This window comes from Rhizobium hidalgonense (genome assembly GCF_005862185.2).
In the GTDB taxonomy this organism is placed as follows: Bacteria; Pseudomonadota; Alphaproteobacteria; order Rhizobiales; family Rhizobiaceae; genus Rhizobium; species Rhizobium hidalgonense.
This window is the reverse complement of the sequence record NZ_CP054027.1, coordinates 3078510-3090926: the sequence shown is the minus strand read 5'-3', so window position 1 is coordinate 3090926 and position 12417 is coordinate 3078510. Positions and strand designations below refer to the sequence as shown.

Annotated in this window: 7 protein-coding genes and 2 pseudogenes; 3 read left to right on the top strand and 6 right to left on the bottom strand. The window is 62.5% G+C overall.

Features of this window, described 5'->3' with window-relative positions; all coding sequences use genetic code 11:
- Positions 1-367 precede the first annotated feature (367 nt).
- Both FFM81_RS14930 and FFM81_RS14925 read right to left on the bottom strand, forming a co-directional pair.
- Positions 368-2185, bottom strand: a pseudogene (locus FFM81_RS14930) (membrane-bound PQQ-dependent dehydrogenase, glucose/quinate/shikimate family); the annotation flags it as partial.
- A gap of 142 nt (positions 2186-2327) precedes the next feature.
- The gene (locus tag FFM81_RS14925) at positions 2328-3830 is read right to left on the bottom strand and encodes a protein adenylyltransferase SelO (protein ID WP_138384754.1); all 1503 of its coding nucleotides are present in this window, start codon (positions 3828-3830) and stop codon (positions 2328-2330) included.
- 253 nt (positions 3831-4083) lie between these two features.
- Between FFM81_RS14925 and FFM81_RS14920 the strand changes: the two genes are divergently transcribed.
- Entirely contained in the window at positions 4084-5541 is a 1458-nt protein-coding gene (locus FFM81_RS14920; RefSeq protein ID WP_128399836.1) for an MFS transporter, read from the top strand.
- A 35-nt stretch (positions 5542-5576) separates the two neighbouring features.
- On the opposite strand, the pseudogene FFM81_RS14915 reads toward FFM81_RS14920, so the two are convergent.
- Together FFM81_RS14915 and FFM81_RS14910 are read right to left on the bottom strand one after the other, a co-directional pair.
- Positions 5577-6101, bottom strand: a pseudogene (locus FFM81_RS14915) (DUF1697 domain-containing protein).
- Between the two features lie 54 nt (positions 6102-6155).
- Positions 6156-8264: a S9 family peptidase gene (locus FFM81_RS14910; protein ID WP_025415680.1), complete on the bottom strand. Its 2109-nt coding sequence runs from the start codon at positions 8262-8264 to the stop codon at positions 6156-6158.
- 254 nt (positions 8265-8518) lie between these two features.
- Here FFM81_RS14910 and FFM81_RS14905 point away from each other — a divergent pair, with 254 nt between their 5' ends.
- Together FFM81_RS14905 and FFM81_RS14900 are read left to right on the top strand one after the other, a co-directional pair.
- A complete protein-coding gene (locus FFM81_RS14905) occupies positions 8519-8908 on the top strand; it encodes a DUF930 domain-containing protein (protein WP_003569446.1) in 390 nt (129 codons plus the stop codon).
- A 96-nt stretch (positions 8909-9004) separates the two neighbouring features.
- Entirely contained in the window at positions 9005-9808 is an 804-nt protein-coding gene (locus tag FFM81_RS14900; RefSeq protein WP_138384755.1) for a polysaccharide deacetylase family protein, read from the top strand.
- 88 nt (positions 9809-9896) lie between these two features.
- Here the strand turns inward: FFM81_RS14900 and FFM81_RS14895 are convergent, their stop codons facing one another.
- Both FFM81_RS14895 and FFM81_RS14890 read right to left on the bottom strand, forming a co-directional pair.
- Positions 9897-11189 carry an NAD(P)/FAD-dependent oxidoreductase gene (locus FFM81_RS14895; protein WP_138384756.1) on the bottom strand — a complete coding sequence of 431 codons (1293 nt, stop codon included), beginning with the start codon at positions 11187-11189 and terminating at the stop codon, positions 9897-9899.
- 18 nt (positions 11190-11207) lie between these two features.
- A complete protein-coding gene (locus FFM81_RS14890) occupies positions 11208-12374 on the bottom strand; it encodes an AI-2E family transporter (protein ID WP_138384878.1) in 1167 nt (388 codons plus the stop codon).
- Between the last annotated feature and the right edge of the window lie 43 nt (positions 12375-12417).

Genomic DNA, 12417 nt, shown 5'->3' with positions numbered 1-12417 from the left:
GACAAGTGCGAAGCGCTTTCCTTGGGTGTTGTTTGATAACAAAGCGATAGAGGCTTCCGGCGCCCCGCCTCTTGCCGACAGCGTTCCTCAACCTCCGTCATGCTGGGGCTTGACCCGAGCATCCATGGGCCTGACTCGAGCAAGCGGTAACCTTCAAAATTTCGCAGAGGTTTCCGAGTGGTTTTCGTGCCGATTTGGAGCGTCAGGTATGCGTGCCGCGTCTCATGTCATCGGTTCAACCCCTCGACGTCATGCGCGGTTGTCTCGCCCGCCGATGGCGGTGTAGCGGGTCAGCACTTGTGCCGGCAGATCGAGCGCATGGCGGCGTGATTTTAAGAACGGCGTATCATCAATCTAATATCTGCGGTGCGAGATAGGTCGGCATGCCGAACATGATCTGCCGCTCCGGATCGACCGCCACCGAACCCCAGTTGAAGGTGCCGAAATTGCCGGGATAGACGATCGTGCCTTTGAGCGACGGCGGCGTGTAGCGGCCCTCGTAGCGGTAACGGTGGAAGTCGATGCGGCAGGCGAGCTGGTCGAACAGCGACACGCCCCACATGTCCTTTTCCCTCAGCGGTTCGGGCGAGAAGGTGAGATCGGAGATCGGCTGGGTCGGCGACGTATGATCGCCGGTGATCGCGCCTCCGGGTGCGGGAATTTCCTTGACGGGGATGATCGGCTCGCCGTTGCGCCGGTCGAGCACATAGAGATCGCCCTGCTTGGTCGGGCCGACGAGGGCGGGAACCACGCTGCCGTCGGGCTTCGTCAGGTCGATCAGCGCCGGCTGAGCCGGCACGTCCATGTCCCAAAGATCGTGATGCACGGTCTGGCGCACCCAGCGCAGCTGGCCGGTGGCGATGTCGAGGGCGACGATCGAGGACGAGAATTTCTCGACATTGTCGCTGCGGCCGATGCCGAGCTGGTCGGGCACCTGGTTGCCGAGCGGGATGTAGACCATGCCGAGCGCCTCGTCGACACTGAAGACCGACCAGCTATTCGGTGAATTTGTGGTGTAGGTCTGGCCGGCGACGAGCGGCGTCGTCACCTCGGGATTGCCGGAATCCCAGTTCCAGATCAGCGCGCCGGTCTTGATGTCGAAGGCGCGGATGACGCCGGATTGTTCCTCGGTGGAATAATTGTCGTTCACCGCCCCGCCGACGATGATCTTGCCGGCCACCGCGACCGGCGGCGAGGTGGAATAATAATAACCGGCCGGGTTGAAGCGCATGCCGGTCTCCAGATGCAGCACGCCCTTATCGGCAAAATCGGTGCAGATCTTACCGTCCGCCGCATCGAGCGCGATCAGCCGGGCGTCCGAGGTCGGCAGGTAGACGCGTTCGGCGCAGGGCTGGCCGGCGGCGACGTCAGGATCGGCATAATAGGTGACGCCGCGGCAGGTCTGATGCTGCCGGTCGGGGTTCATGCCCGAATTGGCGTCGTATTTCCATTTCTCCTTGCCTGTTTTAGCGTCGAGCGCGATCGCCCAATTGTGCGGCGTGCAGAGATAGAGCGTGTCCTTCACCTTGAGCGGCGTCACCTGATAGGTCGTCTCGCCGACATCGTCCGGCCGCTTGACGTCGCCGGTCTGGTATCGCCATGCTTCCTTGAGAGTGGAGACGTTCTCCGCGTTGATCTGATCTAGCGGCGAATAGCGCTGGCCGAAAGGTGTGCGGCCATACTGGTGCCATTCTCCATCCGGCACGCTGCCGCCGAAGGCCGGATTGGCGGCGACCTTGTCGGCCGGCAGTTCGCCGGCGAGATCGTGCGGATCCGTCGTCATCGAATAGAGGGCGACCAGGATGGCGAGAATCACCGGCACGGCGAGCGGCCACGGGTTGGCGCCGTAGGTGATGCCGGTCGGGCTGCGGAAGCCGAGCGGCCGGCGGATCCAGGGCGTCAGCAGCCAGAGCCCGAGCAGAATGATCATGCCGCCGCGCGGGCCGAGCTGCCACCAGTCGAAACCCACCTCCCATGTCGCCCAGGCCAGCGCTGCGACGACGAGCACCGCATAGACCCAGAGCGCCACCGCCTTGCGCATCAGAAGCAGCCCGGCGGTGATCAGAAACATCAGCCCGGCGAACAGATAGAAGACGCTGCCGCCGAGCGTGACGAGGTAGAGCCCGCCGCCGCCGAGGGTTAGCCCGATGATGATGAAGAGGATGGAGGTGACGACGATCGCCATAAGGCTGTCTCCCGCTTGATTTAGCCGGGTGGAGGATCGGCGGAAAAGTCCCGCCGATCAGCCAGATAGCGCGAAGGAGATGCCTTTCAACGGCCGCATTTGCCGCAGGCCGGCATCACGGTACGGTTGTATTGAACCCCGCTCACGTCCCGCAGAAGGTCGCGAGCACCCGTTCGCTCGGCTTCGGCGGCTCCATGTAGGCGGCAAAGCCCGGCTGGTCCTCATAGGGTTTCGCCAGCACGGTCAGCAGCGCCTCGAACAGCGAGAAATCGCCGTTTTCCACCGCCGCCTCGATCGCTTGTTCGATCCGATGATTGCGCGGGATGAAGGCCGGATTGACACTGCGCATGGCCATACTGCGCTCAGCGGCCGTCTGCGGATCGCGCGACAGCCTCCCGTGCCATTGCGCAAGCCAGGGCGCGCAGGCCTCCGGTTCGCGAAAACTCGCCGCAAAGCTTGGCTCTGCGGTCTCGTCGCCGGCAAGATCCGACAGCCGCCGGAAGGTGAGGGTAAAATCCGCACCCTGCGCCTGCATCAGCGACAGCAAAGCCTGCACCAGTTCGAGATCCCCGTCCTCTTCGCCGGCAAGGCCGATTTTTCCCAGCATGCCAGCCAGCCAATGCGTCTGGAAGCGTTCGCCATAGGATCGGATCACGCCATTCGCCTTATCAACAGCGCCATCGGGCTCTTCGTCGATCAGCGGCAGCAGCGTTTCGCCGAGCCTTGCCAGGTTCCACTGGCCGATGCCGGGCTGGTTGGCATAGGCATAGCGGCCATGCTGGTCGATCGACGAGAAGACGGTTGCCGGATCATATGCATCCACAAAGGCACAGGGGCCGAAATCGATGGTCTCGCCGGAGACGGTCATATTGTCGGTGTTCATCACCCCATGGATGAAGCCGACATGCAGCCAGCGGGCAATCAGCGACGCCTGGAGCTCGGAGACGGCTGAAAACAGGGCGAGATAGGGATTGTCGGCTTCTTTCAGGGCTGGATAGTGCCGGTCGATGACATAATCGGCGAGCGCCCGCACGCCGTCGGTATCGCCTCTGGCCGCGAAGAACTGGAAGGTGCCGACCCGGATATGGCTGGCAGCCACCCGGGTGAAGACGGCGCCCGGCAGCACCTCTTCACGATAGACCGGTTCGCCGGTCGTCACCGCCGCCAGCGCCCGCGTTGCCGGAATGCCGAGCGCAAACATCGCCTCGCTGACGATATATTCCCGCAGTACCGGCCCGATTGCCGCCCGCCCGTCGCCGCGTCGCGAAAAAGGCGTCGGTCCGGCGCCCTTCAGCTGGATATCGAAGCGTCTGCCGCTGCGGCCGACCACCTCGCCGAGCAGGATCGCCCGCCCGTCGCCGAGCTGCGGCGAGAAGCCGCCGAACTGATGTCCGGCATAGGCCATCGCCAGTGGTTCGGCCCCTTCGGGAACAAGATTGCCGGAGAAGATCGCAGCACCGTCGCGGCGCAAGGCGGCGACGTCGAGCCCGAGTTCGGCGGCCAGCGGCTCGTTCAGCTTGATCAGCCAGGGCTCCGCCACCGGCGTCGGCACTTGCGGCGCAAAGAAGCGCCGCGGCAAACCGACATAGCTGTTGTCGAACGGAAAGGCCGCACCGGGCCGGTTTGTCTGAAGGGCGGAGGTCATGGCTCATAGGTAGGGCCGGGACGGCTGCGGCGCAAGCCGGGTTACCGGGGATAAGGCCCTTCACGGAGAACAGGACGATGCAAGGAATCGTGATCCGCCTTTACCTCTCGGCAAGGCAGCATTGCCATAAAGGACATAGCACTGCCATGTTCGCAGGCGTATAGCAGATCGTCTCCCCTTGGCATTTGCCATGTCATCCCCCGCGGCCTTGCTGCCTCCTGCTCCGCCGCGCCACCGTGAGTGATCCCGGACGATGTCGGATCAGATTTACCAGGCGCCGATGGTTCGGCGCGCCGCGCCCAATTTCCGGGTGATCGCGATGATCGTCGCGAGTGCGATGCTGATGGAAAATATCGATGCGACCGTGCTGGCGACCGCGCTGCCCACCATGGCGCGCGATTTCGCCGTCAGCGCCCCGGCCATGTCGATCGCACTGACCTCCTACCTCCTCAGCCTGGCGATCTTCATTCCGGCCAGCGGCCGGATGGCTGATAGTTTCGGTTCCCGCACCGTCTTCCGCGCCGCAATCGCCGTCTTCGTGATCGGCTCCATCCTCTGCGCGCTGGCGCCGACGCTGCCCTTCCTGGTGCTGGCGCGGCTGCTGCAGGGCGTCGGCGGCGCGATGATGATGCCGGTAGGGCGCCTGGTGCTGATGCGCAGCGTCGACCGTAAGGATATGGTCAGCGCCATGTCCTGGCTGCTGGTGCCGGCGCTGATCGGCCCGATCGTCGGCCCGCCGCTCGGCGGCTTCTTCGTCACCTATCTCGACTGGCGCTGGATCTTCTACATCAACGTGCCGGTCGGCATCATCGGCATGATCTTCGTCTCGATTTACATCGACGAGGTGAAGGGTAAGGCAAGCGGTCCCTTCGATACGATCGGCTTCATCCTCTCCGGGCTCTCGCTCGGCTCGCTGCTCTTCGGCTTCGAAATGTCGAGCCACGAAGGCGAGGGTGCCTTCTCGATCTTCCTGATATCAGTCGGCCTGCTCTTCGGCATAGCCTATCTCAGGCATGCCCGAAGGCATCCGTCGCCGATCATGGATTTTTCGTTGATGAAGGTGCCGAGCTTCGGGACGTCTGTCATCGCCGGTTCGCTGACGCGCATCACGCAAGGGGCGCAACCCTTCCTGCTGCCGCTGCTTTTCCAGATCGGCTTCGGCCTGTCGGCGGCGGCGGCCGGCCAGATCGTCATCGCGACTGCGCTCGGCTCGCTCGCCATGAAGCCGATGGCGAAATTCGTCTTCAGTCGGCTCGGCTTCCGCCGCAGCCTCATCCTCAACGGCATCCTCGGCACGGTCGGCTATGCGCTCTGCGCCGCCTTCCGGCCGGATTGGCCGATGCCGCTCATCTTCGTCGTGCTGGTGCTCAGCGCCTTCTTCCTGTCGTTCCAGTTCACCGCCTATAACACCATTGCCTATGACGAGATCGACAAGGAGCGGATGAGTTCGGCGACGAGTTTCTACACGACCTTCCAGCAGCTGATGCTGTCGCTCGGCATCTGCATCGGGGCCTTGGTGCTGCACGGTTCGATGGCCTTCAACAATGTCGAAACGCCTGATCTCGGCGATTTCTCCACCGCCTTCATCGTCGTCACCCTCATCTCGATCACCGCTACCGTCTGGAACCTGCGTTTCTCGCCAACCGCTGGCGAGGAGATCAGCGGCTATAAGGCGAAGCGGACGAAGGTGGCTGGAGAAACAAAGGCTTGACGCGCGTCATTTGAATCAAATTCTGCGCTTCACACTCAGTCCTTATCCTCCATATCAGCCGCCATTTCCGCGAGCTTGCGCACAGTGTTGAGATTGCGCGAGGTGCCGGCTTTCAGCGCCGGCAGCTTCAGTTTCGAGCGGCCGGATCCATTCGGATAATGCACATAGATCTCCCGGCCGGCGAGCTTCGCCTCCTCGCCATCGGGCGCCACTATTTTATCGAGCGCATCGTCGGCTGCCTTTTCGGGCAGGAAGTAGACCAGCAGGAAATTCGGCTTGGCATCGGGGAAGGGAGCTTTGGCGGCAATCGCCTCAAGCTCCTTGCGGGTGCGCACCATCACAGCCGGCCGCTTACCCATCTTCTGGCCGAGCGCCGCGTCGAGCTTTTCCTCGACTGCCGTTTCTTTCTCATCCGAGCGGAACAGCACATTGCCGCTCTAGATGTAGGTCTTCACATCCCTGAAGCCGAGATCCTCGCAGATCGCCTTGAGTTCAGCCATCGGTAGCGAGGCGGTGCCACCGACGTTTACGGCGCGGAGCAGGGCGATATAGATGGGCATTTCTTTCTCCGCGGATGGTGTGCCGTGTCGCACCCCCCAAAACCCCCAAACCCCTCACATCTTCCCCGCCACCTTGATCGCAAACGCATACTCGAACGCGATCTCCTCAAGCCGCTGGAACCGTCCCGACGCCCCGCCGTGGCCGGCGTCCATATTCGTCTTGAGCAGGATCGGCGCCGCGCCGGTCGTCTTCTCGCGCAGCTTCGCAACCCATTTGGCCGGCTCCCAATAGGTGACGCGCGGGTCGGTCAGGCCGCCGAGTGCCAGGATCGGCGGGTAGGCTTTGGCGCCGACATTGTCATAGGGCGAATAGGCAGCGATCTGTTCGTATTCTTCTTTGCTGTCGATCGGGTTGCCCCATTCCGGCCATTCCGGCGGCGTCAGCGGCAGCGTATCGTCCAGCATGGTGTTGAGCACGTCGACGAAGGGAACGGCGGCGATGAGGCCGGCGAATTTCTCCGGCGCCATATTGGCAATTGCACCCATCAGCATGCCGCCGGCCGAGCCGCCTTCGGCGATAATCTTCGCGTAAGAGGTGAACTTCTGTTGATTCAGATAGTCGGCGGCTGCTACGAAGTCCTTGAAGGTATTCGTCTTCTTGTCCATCTTGCCGTCTTCGTACCAGGCGAAACCCTTGTCCTTGCCGCCGCGGATATGGGCGATGGCATAGACGAAGCCGCGGTCGGCAAGCGACAGGCAATTGGTGTTGAAACCGGCCGGAATGGTGATGCCGTAGGCGCCGTAGCCGTAGAGCAGGCAGGGCGCGCTGCCGTCGAGGGCAGTGTCCTTGCGATAGAGCAGGGTGACCGGCACCTTCTCGCCGTCCCACGCCGGAGCGAAGACGCGGCGGGTGACATAGTCGTCGGGATTGTGGCCCGACGGCACTTCCTGCGTCTTCAACAGCGTGCGCTCGCGCGTCACCATGTTGTAGTCGTAGAGCTGCGATGGCGTCGTCATCGAGGAATAGGAGAAGCGGATGATATCCGTGTCATATTCCGCCGCACCCGAAAGCCCCAGCGAATAGGCTTCCTCGGCAAAGGCGATCGCATGTTCCTCGCCGGTCGCCCGGTCGCGGATCATGATCTGCGGCAGCCCGTCTTTGCGCTCCAGCCACAGAAGATGGCGGGCATAGGCCATGTGGCTGATGATCAAAGTGCCGGGCTTGTGGGCAACCACTTCGCGCCAGTTCTCCTTGCCCGGATTGTCCACCGGCGCTTCCATGATCTTGAAATCCTTGGCGCCGCCGTCATTGGTCAGGATGTAGAAGACGTCGCCGCCCTCGGTCAGCGAATATTCGATGCCTTCCTCGCGCGCCGCCACCAGTTTCGGCTCGGCCGTCAGGTCCGTGGTCGACAGCAGCCGGTATTCGCTGGTTTCATGGTCATGAATGTCGATATAGATGACATCGTCCAGCAGCGAGCCGCCGACGCCCATGAAGAAGCCGGCATCGGCTTCCTCATAGACCAGCCGGTCTTCCGACTGCGGCCGGCCGACAATATGGTGGAACACCTTCGAAGGCCGGTGGTTCTCATCGAGCGCCGAATAGAAGAAGCTCTTGCCGTCCGGCGCCCAGACGCCGCCGCCGCCGGTATTCTCGATCCGGTCCGCAAGGTCTTCGCCCGTGGAGAGGTCGCGGACCTTCAATGTGAAGAACTCCGAGCCCTTGTCGTCATAGCCCCAGATGCCGCGGCTGTGGTCGCTCGTATGGTCGAGACCGGCGAGGCGGAAATAGGCCTTGCCGGCCGCTTCCTTGTCGCCGTCGAGCAACACGGTGCGGATCGTCTCGTCGGCAACGTTGCCATCACGGGCAATGCGGAAATAACGCGGCTGTTCGCCGCCGGTGACATAGAATGTGCCGTAGGCATAGGCGCCGTCCTTCATCGGCACCGAGCTGTCGTCTTCCTTGATACGGCCGCGCATTTCGGCAAACAGCGCCTTTTGCAGCGGCTTGGTGTCCTCCATCGCCGCGTTCATATAGGCGTTTTCGGCTTCGAGATATCGGCGGATCTCAGGGTCGAGGATCGACGGATCCTTGAACATCGCCTGCCAATTGTCGGCGCGCAGCCAGGCATAGTCGTCCGTGCGGGTAATGCCGTGGCGCGTATCGGAGATGGGCTTCTTCGGTGCGGCAGGCGGTGTCGGCAGGCTCTTAAAAACGGACAAGGAATGGCTCCGGATCGGGATATCGGGTTGGCAAGAGATAGAGGCGCACTGGTTCGGGATCAAGCGGCAAGGCTGCGCCAAGGCCATGGATAACCTTCCACAGGCTGGGAGGCCGCCCCGCCGGCTCTGCCTTGATGTCACCACAATATTTAAGAATGTCCGCTATCGCTGAGCGAAATTTGCACGTGCCAAGCCCCCGGCAAGCTGCCCGGGGCAAGGTGAAGAATGGACAACAGTAAGGGATTTTCTCCGCAATGCCGAAACGTCTGCTCCTGTTCGTATCCCTCCTTGGCCTTGCTGCCCCCGCCTTCGCCGTCGATCCGGCCATCAAGAAGCAGCTGGAAAAACTCGATCCCTCGACCCGGCTGGAGCAGAGCTGCGACACCGAGGCGATGAGCCGCATCAACAGCGACAGCACCGGCTTCAAGCCCGACAAGGTGATCGCCTATACGTTCAAGGATCCGGTCGCCGGCGACAATTCGCTGCAGGCGCCCGGCGCCGTCTTCCGCAGCAAAGGCGATTGGTACCATCTCTCCTACAATTGCATCACCGGTCCGCAGCATATCAACGTGCGCGAGCTCGACTACCAGATCGGCGAGAAGGTGCCGCGCGAGAAATGGGACAAATATTATCTTTACGATTGATGCCGCATTTATTCCGGCTGCGGTGACATTGGGCCACATGGCGCCACGCAACTGCACCCGCTAAAATCGACGGACCTAAATCGTAGAAGCCCTGACATGAACCGCATCCTGCTCGCTTCGGCCTTCCTCCTGGCCGCGATATCAGCTGCATCGGCGGACGAACTACCGTCAGCGGCGCAGACCTCGGCGGCAACCACTCCCGCCACAGGCGCCACGGCGCCGAAGATAAAGCTGGTCGAGCCGCATCTGCATATCGCCCGTTCGAATATTGCCGGCCATGCCCGCATTGCGCTCACCTTCGATGCCTGCATGGGCCAGGCGGACGAGCGCATCCTTTCGACCCTGGTGCGGGAACGCATCCCGGCAACCATCTTCGTCACCGCCCGCTGGCTGAAGCATAATCCCGCCGCCCTTGCCGTCTTCCTTGAGAATCCCGATCTCTTCGAACTGGAAAACCATGGCCAGAACCATATTCCGGCTGTCGACACGCCGACGCTGATCTATGGCATCGCCTCGGCCGGCTCACCGCAGGCGGTGAAGCAGGAAGTCGAGGGCGGCGCCGCGGCCATGGTCGCATCGGGCATTCCGGCGCCGCACTGGTTCCGCGGATCGACAGCCAAATATGATCTTTCCGCCATCGGCGAAATCCGCGCCATGGGCTATCGCATCGCCGGTTATTCGGTCAACGGCGACGGCGGCTCGCTGCTCGGCGCCGCCATCACCGAAAAACGCATCGCTTCGGCCAAAGACGGCGACGTTGTCATCTCCCACATCAACCAGCCGACCCATGCGGCGGGCGAGGGGGTGGCCAAGGCGCTGGTCGATCTGAAAGCCAAGGGCACTGAATTCGTCCGGCTCGACGATGTCGACGATATGGGTGACGACAAGACGACGGAGTAGGCTGCGGCTGAAGGTGTGCCGTGTGACACCCCTCCGCCCGGCAGGGCAGAGGGGTGTCACACACGGCACAATAGCCAAAGCGAAGCCTTTATCGCAGTTCACTCCCAGCCCTCACCCAATCCTCCCCAAACCGCCGCAGCCCCGGCCCATCCCTGTCGAGCGCGAAATCCTCGAACCAGTCGCGATGCATGCCGGCCAGCATCGCGCCGATCATCTGGGCTGCGAGGTAGGAAAAGGTGATGCCGTTGCCGCCGTAGCCGTAGGCTGCGAACACATGCGGCATCTCGGGCACCGGGCCGATCAGCGGCAGGCCGTCGGCCGTCTCGCCGAAGGTTCCGCACCAGGCGTGGGCGACGCGCGTATCGGCTTTCGGCCATAGCCGCTGCACCTTCTCGCGAATTGCCGCGATCTTGGCCGGCAGCTTGTGGTCGCGCATTTCGGGATCGATTGTGCCATCATCCTCACCGCCGGCGACGATGCGGTTGTCGGCTGTCGTGCGTACGTACTGATAGGGGTGGTTGTCCTCCCAGATCAGCGCCCTGTCGCGCCAGAAATTTGCCGGATCCTGCGGTACGGTGGCGAATGCCCAGCTCGAACTGACGCGGTGCAGCTTCGGCATGTCGAAGCCTGGCATCGAATAGCCGGTGGCAAGGACGGCATGGCGCGCCTCGATGGCGTGGCCTCCCTCCGTCTCAACTGTGACATGATCGCCTTCGCTGTGAAGCGCGGTGACGGACGCATTCACCAGCCGCGCGCCGCGCCGGACGGCCAACTCGATCAGTGCCCAGGTCAGAAGCAGTGGATCGGCCTCCGCCGAACCCGGCGAATAGATCGCCCCATCCCGATCGAGCTCGAACTGGGTGAAGAGATCGGGATGTTCGAGATAGACGCCGGGCAGGCCGGCCCGCCGGCGCAGTTGGCGCTCCTCCCGAAGATCGCGGGCGCCTTCTTGGTTGGCGGCGAGATAGAGCGTGTTGCGCGGCCGGAAGCCGCAGGCAATTCCGTTTGCAGCAATCAGCTTGGAAAGGCCGGCGACTGCGGCACCACTGCGGCGGTAGATGCCGGCGGCGCGCTCGAAGCCGTAATAATCCTCAAGCTCGGTCAGCGTGCTGTCGATTTCCCATTGCAGCATCGCTGTGCTCGCCGCGGTGCTGCCGAAACCGGGTTCCTCCCGGTCGATGATAACAACGGAAAAACCGCGCGCCGTCAGATGTTCGCCAACCAGTGCGCCGGTGATGCCGCCGCCGATCACGGCGATGTCGGCGGAAAAGCTCTGCTCGATCGGCCGCCAATCCGGCCGAATGCCGCTTTTGCCCCAGAGAGATCGACCGCTGACCATCTGGTCGTGATCGGATTCATTGAGATCGAGATCAGACGCCACCAATATCTCCCCGGTTGTTCATTTCGGCAATTGCGGCTGCGGCTTTTCCTCGATCAGCAGTTCGTCGATGACAGTCATGACGATCAGCGACAGCGGCAGCGCCAGCATGGCGCCGACGGCACCCCACATCCATGTCCAGAACAGAATGGCGAGGAAGACGATGAAGGGATTGATTTCCAACCGCCGTCCCATCACCGCCGGGAAGATCAGGTTCTCCATGAGAAGATGCACGGTGAAGAAGGCTGCGGCCGGCATCAGCCCGGTGAGCAGGCTATCATAGGTGAGGATGCCGGCGATCGCGACGGCAAGCGTCATCAGCGTGATGCCGAGATAGGGGATGAAGCTCGACAGGAAGGCGAAGAAACCCCAGATCACCGGCGCCGCCAGCCCACCGGCATAGGCGATGACCGTCATGACAACGCCGAGCCCGATATAGATCAGCGAGGCTGTGGCGAAATAGAAGCCGAGGACCTGCTCGACGCCATTGATGACGCGGATCGCCGCCAGGCGTTGCGTGCGAGTGCGGAAGGCCATGATGATCCCTTTGCGCAGGTTGACGCGGCTGGCGAGGAAGAGCAGCAGCGCCGCAAAGAAGATCATCCCCTGCACCAGTGCCGGCGTCAGGCTGGTGGTCACCACATGCAGCACATTGCCGGTATTTTCGATCAGCGCCCCGATCGACATCGGGCCGCTTTCGAATGTCGCCGGGGTGATATGCAGCCATTCGATGCGCTCGAGATAGGGCATGACGCGGTTGATAGTCCGCTCGGCGAAATCAGGCGCTTCATTGGCGAACGCCATAAGCGGGCCGGCAAGCGAGTTGATCAGCAGGAAGATCACCAGAGCGACGCAGCTTGACAGCAGGAAGGCATTGGCAAGCCGTGGCACACCCATCCTACTGAGTTTTTCCGCAGCCATGCCGAGGATCATGCCGACCACAACGGCAAGGGTGATCGGGATGAGGATCAGCGACATCATGTAGACGGCGGCAAGGCCGAGTATGCCGAAGATGCCGATGATCGCCCAGGCCATACTAATATCCAGCCCGTCCTTCTCAAGACGGTGCAGCGGCGCCGGCGGCAGCTCTTCGGCTGCCTCCTTTAGCGTTTGCGCCCAGGCGCTGGTGCGGCGTTCGCCGATCGCAATCTTGTTGGCCTGTTTGCGGATGCCATTGGCGATGCCCATGCGGTGAGGTCCCCGAAGCCCCATTGCTTCGTCACGGAAACGC

What these genes read in the sequence shown, in the direction of transcription:
- FFM81_RS14925 (WP_138384754.1), bottom strand. Translation starts at nt 3,830, where the DNA reads ATGACCTCCGCCCTTCAGACAAACCGGCCCGGTGCGGCCTTTCCGTTC.
- FFM81_RS14920 (WP_128399836.1), top strand. Translation starts at nt 4,084, where the DNA reads ATGTCGGATCAGATTTACCAGGCGCCGATGGTTCGGCGCGCCGCGCCC.
- FFM81_RS14905 (WP_003569446.1), top strand. Translation starts at nt 8,519, where the DNA reads ATGCCGAAACGTCTGCTCCTGTTCGTATCCCTCCTTGGCCTTGCTGCC.
- FFM81_RS14900 (WP_138384755.1), top strand. Translation starts at nt 9,005, where the DNA reads ATGAACCGCATCCTGCTCGCTTCGGCCTTCCTCCTGGCCGCGATATCA.
- FFM81_RS14890 (WP_138384878.1), bottom strand. Translation starts at nt 12,374, where the DNA reads ATGGGCATCGCCAATGGCATCCGCAAACAGGCCAACAAGATTGCGATC.